The organism is Mycobacterium sp. E3247 (genome assembly GCF_001667785.1).
Classification (GTDB): Bacteria; Actinomycetota; Actinomycetes; order Mycobacteriales; family Mycobacteriaceae; genus Mycobacterium.
Genome location: NZ_LZJG01000567.1, coordinates 14,983 through 30,763, shown reverse-complemented (window position 1 = coordinate 30,763; position 15,781 = coordinate 14,983). Strand labels below are relative to the sequence as shown.

Annotated in this window: 14 protein-coding genes; 6 read left to right on the top strand and 8 right to left on the bottom strand. The window is 67.7% G+C overall.

What is annotated here, in order from left to right; all coding sequences use genetic code 11:
• Positions 1–557, bottom strand: a 557-nt coding sequence (locus A9X04_RS29160) for a heme o synthase (protein ID WP_082975314.1), incomplete at its 3' end; no start/stop codon positions are given.
• 256 nt (positions 558–813) lie between these two features.
• Here A9X04_RS29160 and tkt point away from each other — a divergent pair.
• From tkt to A9X04_RS29130, 6 genes are read left to right on the top strand one after another with little or no spacing between them, the layout of a single operon-like run.
• Positions 814–2,904: a transketolase gene (tkt, locus tag A9X04_RS29155; RefSeq protein WP_067928581.1), complete on the top strand. Its 2,091-nt coding sequence runs from the start codon at positions 814–816 to the stop codon at positions 2,902–2,904.
• Between the two features lie 15 nt (positions 2,905–2,919).
• A complete protein-coding gene (gene tal / locus A9X04_RS29150; protein WP_067928578.1) occupies positions 2,920–4,038 on the top strand; it encodes a transaldolase in 1,119 nt (372 codons plus the stop codon).
• On the top strand, positions 4,035–5,579 hold the full coding sequence (gene zwf / locus A9X04_RS29145) for a glucose-6-phosphate dehydrogenase (protein ID WP_067928575.1): 1,545 nt from the start codon (positions 4,035–4,037) through the stop codon (positions 5,577–5,579). The genes tal and zwf overlap by 4 nt, the downstream gene beginning before the upstream one ends.
• A gap of 53 nt (positions 5,580–5,632) precedes the next feature.
• On the top strand, positions 5,633–6,544 hold the full coding sequence (opcA, locus tag A9X04_RS29140) for a glucose-6-phosphate dehydrogenase assembly protein OpcA (RefSeq protein WP_067928571.1): 912 nt from the start codon (positions 5,633–5,635) through the stop codon (positions 6,542–6,544).
• Positions 6,541–7,296, top strand: a complete 756-nt coding sequence (gene pgl, locus A9X04_RS29135) for a 6-phosphogluconolactonase (RefSeq protein ID WP_067928568.1) — start codon at positions 6,541–6,543, stop codon at positions 7,294–7,296. Before opcA ends, pgl begins: the two co-directional genes overlap by 4 nt.
• 27 nt (positions 7,297–7,323) lie before the next feature.
• Complete coding sequence (locus tag A9X04_RS29130; RefSeq protein ID WP_067928566.1) at positions 7,324–7,713, top strand: ATPase; 390 nt, start codon at positions 7,324–7,326, stop codon at positions 7,711–7,713.
• Positions 7,714–7,725: 12 nt separating this feature from the next.
• Here the strand turns inward: A9X04_RS29130 and A9X04_RS29125 are convergent, their stop codons facing one another.
• The 7 genes from A9X04_RS29125 to gap all read right to left on the bottom strand — a co-directional run bounded on the left by A9X04_RS29125 (position 7,726) and on the right by gap (position 15,666).
• A complete protein-coding gene (locus A9X04_RS29125) occupies positions 7,726–8,535 on the bottom strand; it encodes a DUF1206 domain-containing protein (protein WP_067928563.1) in 810 nt (269 codons plus the stop codon).
• 103 nt (positions 8,536–8,638) lie between these two features.
• Positions 8,639–9,421 carry a DUF4239 domain-containing protein gene (locus tag A9X04_RS29120; RefSeq protein WP_067928560.1) on the bottom strand — a complete coding sequence of 261 codons (783 nt, stop codon included), beginning with the start codon at positions 9,419–9,421 and terminating at the stop codon, positions 8,639–8,641.
• Positions 9,422–9,485: 64 nt separating this feature from the next.
• Positions 9,486–12,293: a phosphoenolpyruvate carboxylase gene (ppc, locus tag A9X04_RS29115; protein WP_067928558.1), complete on the bottom strand. Its 2,808-nt coding sequence runs from the start codon at positions 12,291–12,293 to the stop codon at positions 9,486–9,488.
• 45 nt (positions 12,294–12,338) lie between these two features.
• The gene (secG, locus tag A9X04_RS29110) at positions 12,339–12,572 is read right to left on the bottom strand and encodes a preprotein translocase subunit SecG (protein ID WP_067408932.1); all 234 of its coding nucleotides are present in this window, start codon (positions 12,570–12,572) and stop codon (positions 12,339–12,341) included.
• A 32-nt stretch (positions 12,573–12,604) separates the two neighbouring features.
• Complete coding sequence (tpiA, locus tag A9X04_RS29105; RefSeq protein ID WP_067928554.1) at positions 12,605–13,390, bottom strand: triose-phosphate isomerase; 786 nt, start codon at positions 13,388–13,390, stop codon at positions 12,605–12,607.
• Entirely contained in the window at positions 13,387–14,634 is a 1,248-nt protein-coding gene (gene pgk, locus A9X04_RS29100) for a phosphoglycerate kinase (protein WP_067928553.1), read from the bottom strand. Before pgk ends, tpiA begins: the two co-directional genes overlap by 4 nt.
• 12 nt (positions 14,635–14,646) lie before the next feature.
• Positions 14,647–15,666, bottom strand: a complete 1,020-nt coding sequence (gene gap / locus A9X04_RS29095; protein ID WP_067928550.1) for a type I glyceraldehyde-3-phosphate dehydrogenase — start codon at positions 15,664–15,666, stop codon at positions 14,647–14,649.
• Positions 15,667–15,781: the final 115 nt, after the last annotated feature.

The window sequence follows — 15,781 nt, the reverse complement described above, 5'->3', positions numbered from 1 at the left end:
ATCACCAGCGCCGGCCAGCCGATGGTGCCGGTGACGGCCGACCAGCCGATCATCACCGGCATGCAGCCGGCCGCTCCGCCCCACACGACGTTCTGCGAGGTGCGGCGCTTGAGCAGCAGCGTGTAGACGAACACGTAGAAGGCGATCGTGGCGAGCGCCAGCAGACCCGACAACAGGTTCGTCGTCCACCACAGCCAGAAGAACGAGCCCACCGTGAGCACCAGGCCCAGGATCAAGGCGTTGCGCGTCGGCACCGCGGCGCGGGCCAGCGGCCGGCGCGCGGTGCGCTTCATCACCTTGTCGATGTCCGCGTCGGCCACGCAGTTGAGCGTGTTGGCTCCCCCGGCGGCCAGCATCCCGCCGATCAACGTGTTGAGGATCAGCAGCGGGTTCACCGCACCGCGGTGGGCGAGCAGCATGGCGGGGATCGCGGTCACCAGCAGCAGTTCGATGACCCGCGGCTTGGTCAGCGCCAAATACGCCAGCACCGTGCCTTGAACTCGGCTCGAGACTCGGCTCGGTATTCGGCTCGGGGCGACGCGCCCGCGAACGCTCACGCAATAACTCCTTGGGGTCGCAGCAGCGCGCAGCATCTACTACGCACGATGGTAGACCGCGGGGCGCCGATGGCCCGCCCGCAGGGTCCATTCACCCAGACTTCTCCCAGATTTCCGAACTGAATGTTACGGGTCGGCGGCTACCGCGTAATTTTCACACCAGCCGGCGGCGGGTACCCGAAACCTGCACTGCAAGAGCCGGCCATCCCGCACTAGGGTGGGATTGATCAGCTCGATGACCCTTAGGACTGAGTCTGTGACGACACTCGAAGAGATCTCTACGCTGACCCAACCGCACCTCCCCGACGACTGGTCCGAGCTCGACTCGGCCGCCGTCGACACCGTCCGGGTGCTGGCCGCCGACGCGGTCCAAAAAGTCGGCAACGGACATCCCGGAACGGCGATGAGCCTGGCTCCCCTGGCCTACACGCTGTTCCAGCGCACGATGCGACACGACCCCAGCGACACCTACTGGCTGGGCCGCGACCGGTTTGTGCTGTCGTGTGGTCACAGCAGCCTGACGCTGTACATCCAGCTGTACCTGGGCGGGTTCGGCCTGGAGCTGTCCGACATCGAGTCGCTGCGCACGTGGGGATCCAAGACGCCCGGGCACCCGGAGTTCCGGCACACCAAGGGCGTTGAGATCACCACCGGCCCGCTGGGCCAGGGTCTGGCCTCGGCCGTCGGCATGGCGATGGCGTCGCGCTACGAACGCGGCCTGTTCGACCCCGACGCCGCCCCGGGCACCAGCCCCTTCGATCACTTCATCTACGTGATCGCCTCCGACGGCGACATCGAGGAGGGCGTCACCTCCGAGGCCTCGTCGCTGGCGGCCGTGCAGCAGCTGGGCAACCTGATCGTCTTCTACGACCACAACCAGATCTCGATCGAGGACGACACCGACATCGCGCTGTGCGAGGACACCGCCGCGCGCTACCGCGCGTACGGCTGGCACGTGCAAGAGGTGGAGGGCGGCGAGAACGTCGTCGCGATCGAAGAGGCCATCGCCAACGCCAAGGCGACCACCGACCGGCCGTCGTTCATCTCGCTGCGCACGATCATCGGCTACCCGGCGCCAAAGCTGATGAACACCGGGAAGGCGCACGGCGCGGCGCTGGGCGACGAGGAAGTCGCGGCCGTCAAGGAGATCCTGGGCTTCGACCCGGAAAAGAAGTTCGAGGTGCGCGACGAGGTCATCGCCCACACCCGCAAGCTGGTGGACCGGAGCAAGGAAGCGCACGAGAAGTGGCAGGCGGATTTCGACGCGTGGACGCAGCGCGAACCCGACCGCAAGGCGCTGCTGGACCGGTTGACCGCCGAGGAGCTGCCAGAGGGCTGGGACGCCGACATCCCGCGCTGGGAACCCGGCGACAAGGCGCTGGCGACCCGCGCGGCATCCGGCAAGGTGCTCAACGCCGTGGGCCCGAAGCTCCCGGAGTTGTGGGGCGGCTCGGCCGACCTGGCGGGCAGCAACAACACCACCATGGACAACGTCAAATCCTTTGGGCCGCCGTCGATTTCCACCAAGGACTACACGGCGGACTGGTACGGCCGCACACTGCACTTCGGAGTGCGCGAGCATGCGATGGGCGCCATCCTGTCCGGCATCGTGCTGCACGGCCCGACCCGGGCCTACGGCGGCACGTTCCTGCAGTTCTCCGACTACATGCGCCCGGCGGTGCGGCTGGCATCGCTGATGGACATCGACACCATCTACGTCTGGACGCATGATTCGATCGGGCTCGGCGAGGACGGGCCGACCCACCAGCCGATCGAGCACCTCGCGGCGCTGCGGGCCATCCCCAAGCTGTCGGTGGTGCGCCCGGCCGACGCCAACGAGACCGCCTACGCCTGGCGCACGATCCTGGCCCGCGGCAACGGCAGCGGCCCGGTCGGGCTGATCCTGACCCGCCAGGGCGTGCCGATCCTCGAGGGCACCGACTACGAGGGCGTGACCCGGGGTGGCTACATCCTTGGCGACGAAGGCACCGAGGACCCCGACGTGGTGTTGATCGCCACCGGGTCCGAGGTCCAGCTCGCCGTCGAGGCCCAGAAGTTGTTGGCCGACAAGGACATCGTTGCGCGGGTGGTATCCATGCCGTGCGTGGAATGGTTCGAGTCGCAGCCCGAGGACTACCGCGACAGCGTCCTGCCCCCCTCGGTGTCGGCCCGAGTGGCCGTCGAGGCCGGCGTCGCGCAGCCCTGGCACAAGCTCGTCGGCGACACCGGCCGGATCGTCTCGATCGAGCACTACGGCGAATCCGCCGACTACAAGACTTTGTTCCGTGAATTCGGTTTCACCGCAGAAGCCGTCGCGGCCGCCGCGGAACAGGTAGTGGACAACTGAGAAAGGGTGATTCACATGACTCAGAACCCTAACCTCGCCGCGCTCAGCGCCGCGGGAGTTTCCGTGTGGCTGGATGACTTGTCGCGCCAGCGGCTGCAGTCGGGCAATCTGAAGGAGCTGATCGACACCAAAAGTGTTGTGGGAGTGACCACCAACCCGTCGATCTTCCAGAAGGCGCTGGCCGAAGGCGACGCCTACGACGGCCAGATCGCCGAGCTCGCCGAGCGCGGCGCCGACGTGGACGCCACCATCCGCACCGTCACCACCGACGACGTGCGCAACGCCTGCGACGTGCTCAAGCCCCAGTGGGAAGCGTCCGACGGCGTCGACGGCCGGGTGTCCATCGAGGTGGACCCGCGGCTGGCGGACGAGACCGACAAGACCGTCGCGCAGGCCGTCGAGCTGTGGAAGATCGTCGACCGGCCCAACCTGTTCATCAAGATCCCGGCCACCAAGGCCGGCATCCCGGCGATCACCTCCGTTCTCGCCGAAGGGATCTCGGTCAACGTCACGCTGATCTTCTCGGTCGAGCGGCACCGCCAGGTGATGGACGCCTACCTGGCCGGCTTGGAGAAGGCCGGCGAGGCGGGTCACGACCTGTCCAAGATCCATTCCGTGGCATCGTTCTTCGTGTCCCGGGTGGACACCGAGGTGGACAAGCGGCTGGAGAAGATCGGTTCCGAGGAGGCGCTCGCGTTGCGCGGCGAGGCCGGTGTGGCCAACGCCCGCCTCGCCTACGCGGCCTACCAGGAGGTGTTCGAGGGCGGCGATCGCTACGAGGCGCTCAAGGGCGACGGGGCCCGCGTGCAGCGGCCGCTGTGGGCGTCGACCGGGGTCAAGAACCCCGACTACTCCGACACCCTCTACGTCACCGAGCTGGTCGCGCCGAACACGGTGAACACCATGCCGGAGAAGACAATTGACGCGGTCGCCGATCACGGCGAGATCAAGGGTGACACGGTCACCGGCACCGCGTCGGCCGCGCAAGAGGTCTTCGACAAGCTGGCCGGGGTCGGGATCGACCTCACCGACGTGTTCGTGGTCCTCGAGAAAGAGGGCGTGGAGAAGTTCGTGGAGTCGTGGACCGAGCTGCTGGAGGAGACGCAGAAGCAGCTGGGTTCCGCCTCCAAATGAGTCCGGCTCGTACCGCTGCACAATGGCATAACCCGCTGCGGGACAAGCGCGACAAGCGGCTGCCGAGGATCGCCGGCCCCTGCGGCATGGTGATCTTCGGCGTCACCGGTGACCTCGCCCGCAAAAAGGTGATGCCGGCCATCTACGACCTGGCCAACCGGGGGCTGCTGCCGCCGAGCTTCTCCCTGGTGGGCTTCGCCCGCCGGGACTGGGAAACCCAGGACTTCCGCAAGGTCGTCTACCAGGCCGTCAAGGAACACTGCCGCACGCCGTTCCGGGAGGAGAACTGGGAGCGGCTGGCCGAGGGATTCCGTTTCGTGCCGGGCTCTTTCGACGACGACGAATCGTTCAGCCGGCTGGCCGAAACCCTGGACAAGCTGGACGCCGAGCGCGGCACCGGCGGCAACCACGCCTTCTACCTGGCCATCCCGCCGAAATCGTTTCCGGTGGTGTGCGACCAGCTGCACAGGTCCGGGCTGGCCCGCCCGCAGGGCGATCGATGGAGCCGCGTCGTCATCGAGAAGCCGTTCGGGCACGACCTGGAAAGCGCGCAGGCTCTCAACCATGCGGTTAACGCCGTCTTCCCCGAAGAAGCCGTGTTCCGCATCGACCACTATCTGGGCAAGGAGACCGTCCGCAACATCCTGGCGTTGCGGTTCGCCAATCAGTTGTTCGACCCGATCTGGAACGCGCACTACGTTGACCACGTACAGATCACCATGGCCGAGGACATCGGATTGGGCGGGCGCGCCGGCTATTACGACGGTATCGGCGCCGCCCGAGATGTCATCCAGAACCACCTGATGCAGTTGCTCGCGCTGACCGCGATGGAAGAGCCGGTCAGCTTCAACCCGGCGGCCTTGCAGACCGAGAAGATCAAGGTGCTTTCGGCGACGCAGCTGGCCCAGCCGCTCGACGAGACCACCAGCCGCGGCCAATACGCCGGCGGCTGGCAGGGCGGCGAGAAAGTGGTGGGTCTGCTGGACGAGGAAGGGTTCGCGAAGGACTCCACGACCGAGACGTTCGCCGCGATCACGCTGGAGGTCGACACCCGCCGCTGGGCCGGCGTGCCGTTCTACCTGCGTACCGGCAAACGGCTGGGCCGCAGGGTGACCGAGATCGCGCTGGTCTTCAAGCGCGCCCCGCATCTGCCGTTCGACGCCACCATGACCGACGAACTGGGGGCCAATGCGATGGTCATCCGGGTGCAGCCCGACGAGGGCATCACGCTGCGATTCGGCTCCAAGGTGCCCGGCACCGCGATGGAGGTCCGCGACGTCAACATGGACTTCTCCTACGGCTCGGCGTTCGCCGAGGAGTCGCCCGAGGCCTACGAACAGCTGATCCTGGACGTGTTGCTGGGCGAGCCGTCGTTGTTCCCTGTCAACGAAGAGGTCGAATTGGCCTGGCAGATATTGGATCCCGTCCTCGACAACTGGGCGGCCGACGGCAAGCCTGAGCCGTATGAGGCGGGGACGTGGGGTCCGGAGTCGTCGTTCGAGATGCTGCGCCGGACCGGTCGCGAATGGCGGCGGCCCTAGATGATTCGCGCCGTCGACGATGCAGAACGCAGTGATGAAGAGGAGCGGCGCTCGTGATCATCGACATGCCCGACACCACTACCACCGCGGTCAACAAGAAGCTCGACGAACTGCGGGAGAAGGTCGGCGCCGTGACGATGGGCCGGGTGCTGACGTTGATCGTCGCGCCGGACAGCGACGCCGTCCTCGAGGAGTCGCTCGAGGCGGCCAACAACGCCAGCCACGAGCATCCCAGCCGGATCATCGTCACCATGCGGGGCGACCCGTATGCCGACGAACCGCGCCTGGACGCGCAGCTGCGCGCGGGTGGGGACACCGGAGCCACCGAGGTGGTGATCCTGAACCTGTCCGGGGCGCTCGCGGGCCACGCCGCCAGCGTCGTGACCCCGTTCCTGCTTCCCGACATTCCCGTGGTGGCCTGGTGGCCGGACATCGCCCCGGCGACTCCGGCCGAAGACCCGTTGGGCAAGTTGGCGATTCGGCGCATCACGGACGCCACCAACGCAACCGACCCGCTGTCGGCGATCAAGAGCCGCCGGTCGGGATACACCGCCGGTGACACCGACCTGGCGTGGGCGCGCATCACCTATTGGCGGGCGCTGCTCACCTCGGCCGTCGACCTGGCGCCGCACGAGCCGATCGAGTCGGCCCTGGTGTCCGGCCTGAAGGCGGAACCTGCGCTTGACATCCTCGCGGGCTGGCTGGCCAGCCGGATCGACGGCCCGGTGCGCCGTGCGGTCGGCGAGCTCAAGGTGGAACTGGTTCGCAAGAGCGAGACCATCGTGTTGAGCCGGCCCCAAGAGGGCAGGACGGCGACACTGAGCCGCACCGCCAAGCCGGAGGCCTTACTCCCCTTGGCGCGTAGGGAAACCGGCGAGTGCCTCGCCGAGGACTTGCGGCGGCTCGACCCGGACGAGATTTATCAGACAGCGCTAGCAGGCATTGAGAAAGTGCAGTACGTGTGAGCACCATCATCGAAGTTTTTCCCGAAAGTCAGGCACTGGTCGAGGCCGCCGCCAACCGACTGGCAGGCACGATCCGCGAGGCCGTGGCGGCCCGTGACCGAGCGCTCGTCGTGCTGACCGGTGGCGGCAATGGCATCGGGTTGCTCGAGTCCCTGGCGGGCCACGAGATCGCCTGGCCCAAGGTGCACCTGTTCTGGGGTGACGAACGCTACGTCCCCGAGGACGACGACGAACGCAACGACAAGCAGGCGCGCGCGGCCTTGCTGGACCGGATCGACATTCCGTGCAGCCATGTGCACACGATGCCGGCCAGCGACGGCGAATTCGGCACCGACCTCGCGGCCGCGGCGCTGGCCTACGAACAGCTGCTGGCGGCCAATGCCGCCCCCGGCCAACGGGTTCCGAATTTCGACGTGCACCTGTTGGGTATGGGCCCGGAGGGCCACATCAACTCCCTCTTCCCGGACACCCCCGCCGTGCTGGAAACCAGCCGCATGGTCGTCGCGGTCGAGGACTCCCCCAAGCCGCCTCCCCAACGAATCACCTTGACCCTGCCCGCGGTTCAGCAGTCGCGCGAGGTTTGGCTGATGGTGTCCGGCGCCTCGAAGGCGGACGCGGTGGCGTCGGCGATCGGCGGCGCCCCGCCGGTTTCGGTGCCCGCCGCCGGGGCGATCGGTCAAGAGACGACGCTGTGGCTGCTGGACGAGGAGGCCGCGGCCAAACTGCCGCCCCGGCCGGGTCAGCCAAGCTAGCCCCGGCCCGGATTGTCCCGGGTGATAATGACGGTCATGGCAGACAGAACCGTGCGCGGCGGGCAAGAGCGGAACCGGCTCAAAACTCTCACCCAGGCTGCACTGAATGCCGACAAGACCGTGGAGCAGGTCGAAGACGTCCTCGATGGCCTGAGCACCACCATGAAAGAGCTGAACGCGTCCCTGTCCAACCTGAACGCCACGGTCGAGCGCATGGAAAGCGGGCTTGACCACCTGGACGGCACGCTGTCGCGGCTGGACGACCTGGCGAGGCGACTGATCGTTCTGGTCGAGCCGGTGGAGGCGATCGTCGGGCGCATCGACGGCATGGTCAAGGTGGGCGAGACGATGATGACGCCGCTGTCGATGACGGAGAACGCCGTGCGCGGCGCGCTGGACCGGCTGCGGAACCGCTGAGGCGGGCTACAGCTACATCTTGGTTGACCGGGCCATCACGAAGCTGTACAGCCCGTAGGTGATGAGTCCCAGGCCGGCGACGGTCAGCAGCGCGGCCCCGTAGTGCTGGGCCCCCAGCGTCTTCAGCGCGCCGTCGAGCCCGGTCGCCTTCTTCGGTTCTGAGCGGCACGCGGCGACGATCACCAGCGCGCCCGTCAGGGTGATCACGATGCCCTTGCCGATGTATCCGGCCATGCCAAGCCGCCGCACCAGGTCACCCGACTTGCCCTGCAGGTCGTCGACGAAATTGCGGCTGGCGCCCTTGTAGACGTGGTAGCAACCGACCGCGACGATGACCAGGCCACACGCGATGAGCGCGATGGTGCCGCCGGTCGTAGCCATGAGGCGCGCGCTCATGCTCGAATTCTGTTGATCGGCCGGCCTGCCCGCGCCCCGGGCGAATCCGAACGCGGAATAGGCGAACGCGAGGTAGACCGCCGCCAGCCCCAAGGCCTTCGCCCGCGAGGACGCATCCGACGAACGCTGCGACTCACGGTCGCTCGATCGGCCCAGCGCGGTTTCGACAAGCCGCCAAAGGCCCATCGCCAGGAGGGCGGCCGTGGCGATCCAGAGCGCGAGCGGGCCGCCTGGTTTGGCCGCCAGCGTCGCCAGGGCGCCGGTCTGATCAGCGGTGCCGCCATCGCCGCACGCGACACGGATGGCGAGGTAGCCGACGATGAGATGCAGTATCCCGTTCACGACGAACCCGACTCGCGCGAGTCGTTCGAAGACGGTGTTCTGGGCCAATTGGGCCGGCGTGACCGGGGATGCGCTGTCCGACATGGCACCCCTCCCGAACGGTCGACGGCCGGCCGGCGACACCGGCCTTCGCCCCGGAATGCCCCTAAACCGCTGTTACGTAACGTGCAACGTCGCCCACGCCCAACTACGTTGCCCGGTCGACCGCGTCGAACACCTCCAGCGCGTGCTGAAACGGCGCGGAGGTGAGTTTCTGCTCGGTCGACATGGGATGGTCCAGCGAGAAGATGATGCACAGCAGTAGACCGAGCAGCACCGCGATCGCGCCGGACACCATTGCGTGACCGAAAGTGCTGCCCAGGCGCAGAAATCCGGTGAGTGCCACCAACACAACGGCGCCGAACACCAGACCGCCCCATAGCAGCGGTGGTATGCGCGGCTTGGTGTCGATGATGCGCTGGGTGCGGTCGGAGGCCAGAACGGTCAACTGGCTGAGGAATTCGGCGTTGATGTGGCTCGAAGCGACGTTCGGCGGTTGATTGCCGATGACGCGGTACATCTTCGTGATGGCGGTTCGCGCGTTGTCGGAACTTCCGTCGCTGGCCTGCTTGTTCGGGTCCGCGTTTTCGAGGGCGGTCGCGTATGTTCGCAGCAGCCGCTGAATCTGTGTCCGCTCCGGCTCCTGCATGGCGACGGTCTGCCGGTACATCGTCGTCAGCGCCGACGCCTCGTTGGCGACGATCGCCTCGGCTGAGGAGAACTGCTGCCAAGACACGACCACCGTGAATCCCACCAGGGCGCCGTAGACGAGCGCGACTACGGCGATGAACGGCGACATCGCCGGATTGTGCTCTTTACCGACGTGCCGGAGCGTACGATTCGCCACGCTGATGCACCCGACCGCGATCGCGATGGCGACGGTGACGACACCAACAAGCACGAGCCAAAGCGGTAGCCCCGAAGCACCCATCGGGGGCAGCGTATTGGCGCATCGTTCAGCACACGGCCCGCTTTACGGACGGTTAGTCGAGGCGCTACCCGCTGTTACGTAACGCGCTCGCCAATCCGTTCATCGTCAGCAGGATGCCGCGCTGCACCAGTTCGTCGTCGTCGCCGGAGCGGTACCGCCGCAGCAACTCCACCTGCAGATGGTTCAGCGGCTCCAGGTAGGGGAAGCGGTTGAACACCGAGCGCGCCAGCGCGGGGTTGTCGGCGAGCAGATCCTCTTGACCGGTGATGAGCTTGTGCATCGCGATGGTCCGCCGGTGCTCGTCGACGATCTTGCCGAACACCCGTTCGCGCAGTTCCTCGTCCCCGACGAGCTCCGCGTAGCGCGCCGCCAGGCCCAAATCACTCTTGGCCAGCACCTGCGCCATGTTGGACAGCACGCTGCGGAAGAAGGGCCACCGCTCGTACAGCTCGTTCAGGATCCCGACGCGCTCCTCTTCGCTTTCGGGGCCGGCCGCGATCCACTGCTCGAAGGCCGACCCGGTGCCGTACCAGCCGGGCAGCATCACCCGGGACTGGCTCCACGCCAGCACCCAGGGGATGGCGCGCAGGTCCGAGATCGACGAGGTGGGTTTGCGCGACGTCGGGCGGCTGCCGATGTTCAGCGAGCCGATCTCGCTGACCGGCGTGGAGGCGGTGAAGTAGTCGACGAATCCCGGTGTCTCGTGCACCAATTCGGCGTACGCGCGCTGCGCCAGGGTGGCCACCTCGTCGAGCACGGCGTAGGCCGGCTCGGCCGCGCCGCCCAGGCCCTCGACGTCGAGCAGCGTCGACTCCAGCGTGGCCGCCACCAGGCTTTCCAGGTTGCGGCGCGCCGACTGCGGTTCGGCGTACTTGGCGGCGATCACCTCGCCCTGCTCGGTGAGGCGCAGCGAGCCGTTCACCGCGCCCGGCGGCTGCGCCAGGATGGCCTGATAGCTCGGCCCACCCCCGCGTCCGACCGTACCGCCGCGACCGTGGAAGAGCCGCAACCGAATTCCGTTTTTGCGGGCCACCTCGACCAGGGCCAGCTCGGCGCGATAGACCGCCCAGCTGGATGCCAGGTAACCGCCGTCCTTGTTCGAGTCGGAGTAGCCGAGCATCACCTCCTGGCATCCGCCCTGCGCGTCGACGACCGCCCGGTACAGCGGAAGAGCCAGCATCGCGTCCACGATGGCCGCGCCGTTGTGCAGATCATCGATGGTCTCGAACAGCGGCGAAATGGCCACGGGGCAATAGGGTTCGGGCCCGGAGGCGTCCAGCAGCCCGCATTCCTTCAGCAGGATCGCCACCTCCAGGACGTCGGACACCGAGCGGCACATGGAGATGACATAGTTCGGGACGGCGGCCGGGCCGTAGCGCCCGATGGCGTGCTCGGCGGCGCTGACGACCTCGAGCTCCTTGCGGGCCAGGTCCGAAAGTTGCCCTCGGTCACCGATGAGTGGACGCCGGGTGCCCAGTTCGCCCTCCAGCAGCGCGACCCGCTCCTCCTCGGGCAGGGATTTGTAGTCGGGGTGCACCCCGGCCCAGGCCAGCAGCTCCCCCACCACCTCCTCGTGGAGGTCGGAGTTCTGCCGCATGTCCAAACCGGAGAGATGAAAACCGAAGACGCTCACGCCTTCTCGCAGCAGGGCCAGGCGGTCGTCGGCCAGCAGCGCGCTGCCGTGGGCGCGCAGGGACTCGTCGATGGTGTCGAGATCCCGTTGCAGTTCGGCCGGGGCCGCGTACGGTGGCAGGCCGAGGTCGAGCTCATGCTGCGGCCTGCGGTCCAGGATCTCGGCGCCCGTCGCGGTGAGCCGCGAGCGGATCACCCGCACCGCCCGCCGGTACGGCTCGTCGGCGCGGGCCTGCTCGCCGCAGCCCTCGGCCAATTCGGCCAGCCCGGGTGTGACCGGGACGAGTCGGGCCGACATCGACAGGTCCTGCTCGAGGGCGGTGAGTTCGGCCAAGTAGTGCGACAGCGCGGTGAACGCGGCGCTGCCGGTGGCCTGGCGCACCACGTCGCCCGTCACGTTGGGGTTGCCGTCGCGATCGCCGCCGATCCAGGAACCGGGGCGCAGGATCGGTGCGGCGAGCAGATCGGCATCGGGCCAGCGCGCCCGCAATGCGTCCCGGACCTCGGCGTTGACCTGCGGGATGACCTGGAAGAACGCGGCCGCGTAATAGCGCAGCCCCACCTCGATCTCGTCGGTGATCTGCAGCCGGGACAACCGGAGCAGCGCGGTCTGCCACAGGGTGAGGACCTGGCGGCGCAACTCGCGCTCGATGTTGCGCCCGTCGTCGGTCTCGGTGTGCCCCTCGGCGTGCAGCCGCATCAGTTGGGTGATCCGGTGCTGGGTGACGAAGACGGTGCGCCGCCGGGTTTCGGTGGGGTGGGCGGTGATCACCGGGGAGATCAGGGCCCCGCGCAGCGCGGTCGCCACCGTGGCCGAATCGAGTTCGGCGCCATCGAGTTTGGCGTAGGTCGCGGCCAGGCTGCTGTCCTGCGGCGGCTCGCCCGCGGCGACGTGGATCGCGCGGCGGCGCTCCCGGTGGATGTCCTCGGCCACGTTGGCCAGCAGCGCGAAGTGGCTGAATGCGCGGATGACCGGGATCGCTCGGTGAATGTCGATGCCGTCGAACATGCGCGCCAGGTCGGCCCGGTCGATCTCGGAGCGGCGCACCCGGAACGATTCCACCCGGGCGCGCTCCACGAGCTCGAAAACCTCGTCCCCGTTCTGCTCGCGCACGGTGTCGCCGAGGATGGTGCCCAGCAGCCTGATGTCGGCACGCATCGGCTCGGTCGCCTCGCGACCGACCAGCGTCCGTTGCACGGCGCCGATCGGTTCCAGCGCGATGTCGGAAACGTCAACCATGTGTCCCAGTATCGGTGCGGATCACGTGGTCCGCCCGCCGACGGGTCACCGGTACTTGATCAGCAGAGCCATCCCGATGATGGAGACCAGCCAGATGCCGGTGATGAACAGCGTCAACCGGTCCAGGTTCTTCTCCACCACCGTCGAGCCGGAAAGGCTGGACTGCACACCGCCGCCGAACAGCGTCGACAGGCCGCCACCCTTGGCACGGTGCAGCAGCACCAGCAACACCACCAGCACGCTGGTGACCACCAGGGTGATCTGCAGGGCCAACTCCATGACGGAGAGCTTACCGGGGTAGCCGGTCCGCCCTACGGAAGGGGCCCGCCGGCGGCGATCGCCGCCAGCGTCGCGAACTGCTCACCGTCTAGCGACGCCCCGCCGACCAGGGCCCCGTCGATGTCGTCGCGGGCGATCAGTTCGCCGATGTTCTTAGCGTTCACCGAGCCGCCGTAGAGCACCCGCACGGACTCGGCGACCTGCGGCGAGGCCAGCGAGGCCAATTCCGCGCGGATGGCCGCGCACACCTCCTGGGCGTCGCTCGCGCTGGCCACCCGTCCGGTGCCGATGGCCCAGACCGGCTCGTAGGCGACGACGACCTTGGCGATCTGCTCGGCGGACAGGCCGGCCAGCGAGCCGCGCAACTGCTCCTCGCAGTGCGGCACGTGATTGCCCGCCTCCCTGACGTCCAGGTGTTCGCCGATGCACACGATCGGGGTCAGCTCGTGCTTGAGCGCCGCGGCGGCCTTGGCGGCCACCAGCGCGTCGTCCTCGTTGTGGTAGGTGCGCCGCTCGGAGTGCCCGACCACGACGAAGCTGCAGCCCAGCTTGGCCAGGAAGGCGCCGCTGATGTCGCCGGTGTAGGCGCCCGAGTCGTGTTGGGACAGGTCCTGGCCGCCGTAGGTCAGCCGCAGCTTGTCGCCGTCGACCAGGGTCTGCACGCTGCGCAGGTCGGTGAACGGCGGCAGGACGGTGACGTCCACCCTGTCGTAGTACTTGTCAGGCAGCGCGAACGCGATCTTCTGCACCAACGCGATCGCCTCGAAGTGATTGAGGTTCATCTTCCAGTTGCCGGCGATCAGCGGCTTGCGGCTCACGCGTCCCCTCCACCCGGCTGCGGCTCCCCAAGCACCTCGATGCCCGGAAGTGTCTTACCCTCAAGGTATTCCAGCGACGCGCCGCCGCCGGTGGAAATGTGCGAGAAGTCGCCCTCCGGGATGCCCAGGGCGCGCACCGCGGCCGCGGAGTCACCGCCGCCGACCACGCTGAACGCGCCCTTGCCGGTCGCCGCGGCGATGGCCTCGGCGACGCCGCGGGTGCCCGCGGCGAACGCCGGGAACTCGAACACGCCCATCGGGCCGTTCCAGAAGATGGTCGCGGCGTTCGACAGCAGGGCCGCAAAGCGTTTGACCGATCCCGGTCCGATGTCCAGCCCGATCACGTCGTCCCCGATGGCGTCCGCCGCCACCGTTTGCGGCGGCGAGTCGGCGGCGAACTTCTCGGCCACCACGATGTCCACCGGGAGCCGCAGCACGTCGACGTAGGTGTCCAGCAGTCGGCGGCAGGTGTCGACCATCTCTTCTTCCAGCAGCGACTTCCCCACCGAAAACCCTTGCGCGGCGAGGAAGGTGAAGCACATCCCGCCGCCGATCACGATGCTGTCGGCCTTGGTGGCCAGCGATTCGATGACGCCGAGCTTGTCGGACACCTTCGACCCGCCGAGCACCACCGCGTACGGACGGGTGGTCGAGCTGGTCAGCTGCTCGAGCACCCGGATCTCGTCGGCCACCAGGGTGCCGGCATAGTGCGGCAGCAGCGTGGCCACGTCGTACACCGAGGCCTGCTTGCGGTGCACCACCCCGAACCCGTCGGAGACGAAAGCCCCCCCGGGCGAGACCAATTCGGCGAGTTCGCGAGCGAGGGCGAGCCGCTCGCCGTCGTCCTTACTGGTTTCCCGCGGATCGAAGCGGATGTTCTCCAGCAGCAGGACGTCGCCGTCCGTCAGCCCCTCGGCGCGGGCCAGGGCGTCGCCACCGACTGGGGAACGATCGGGGTCACCGGCCAGCTGCACGTGCCGGCCCAGGTGCTCACCGAGCGCCGCGGCGACCGGCGCCAGCGACAGCTTCGGGTCGGGCCCGTTCTTCGGCCGGCCTAGGTGCGCGGTGACCACCACCTTGGCGCCGGCGTCGACGAGCGCCCGCAGCGTCGGCACCGATGCGGTGATCCGGCCCGGGTCGGTGATGGCACCGTCGTCGAGCGGGACGTTCAAGTCGGAGCGCACCAGCACACCCCGACCCGAAACCCCTTCGGCCAGCAGGTCTTTCAGAGTTGGAATCGTCACGACTGCTTGGGCTTACAGCGACTTGCCGACCAGCGCGACCAGGTCGATGAGGCGGTTGGAGTAGCCCCACTCGTTGTCGTACCAGGACACCACCTTGGCCTGGTTGTCGATCACCTTGGTCAGCCCGGAGTCAAAGATCGAGCTGTGCGGATCGGTGACGATGTCGCTGGACACGATGGGCGCGTCGTAGTACTTCAGGATGCCCTTGAGCCGGCCCTCGGCGGCGGCCTTGAACACCGCGTTGATCCCGTCGGCGCTGGCGGACTTGGCCAGCTCGACGGTGAGGTCGGTCACCGAGCCGGTGGGGATCGGCACCCGCAGCGCGTACCCGTCGAGCTTGCCCTTCAGCTCGGGCATCACCAGGCCGATCGCCTTGGCCGCGCCGGTCGAGGTCGGCACGATGTTCAGCGCCGCCGCCCGCGCCCGGCGCAGGTCCTTGTGCGGGCCGTCCTGCAGGTTCTGGTCCTGGGTGTAGGCGTGAACGGTGGTCATCAGGCCCTTGACGATGCCGAACTCGTCCTGCAGCACCTTGGTCACCGGGGCCAGGCAGTTCGTGGTGCACGACGCGTTGGAGATGATGTTCTGGCTGCCGTCGTACTTGTCGTCGTTGACGCCGAGCACGATGGTGATGTCCTCGTCGGTGGCGGGCGCCGAGATGATGACCTTCTTGGCGCCGGCGTCCAGGTGGCCCTTGGCCTTGGCCGCGTTGGTGAACAGCCCGGTGGATTCCACGACCACGTCGACGCCCAGGTCACCCCAGGGCAACGCCGCCGGGCCCTCTCTGACCTCGAGCGCCTTGATCTTGTGCGGGCCCACCACGATGGTGTCCTGGCCTTCCAGGCTGACGTCGTAGGGCAGCCGGCCCAGGATCGAGTCGAATTTGAGCAGGTGCGCCAGTGTGTGGTTGTCGGTGATGTCGTTGACCGCAATCACCTCGATGTCCGCGGTGCCCTGCTCCTGCTGGGCCAGCAGGGCCCGGTAGAAGTTGCGTCCGATTCGACCGAAGCCGTTGATGCCTACTCGGACCGTCACTGATCTCTCCCTGTCTTGACGATGTCTTTACTGAGTCCGCTGATTACGCGCTCGTGGTCAGCCTAGATCAGCAACCTGCGCGGTTGCCGCCCCGGTTCCCGCGACCAATGTGACA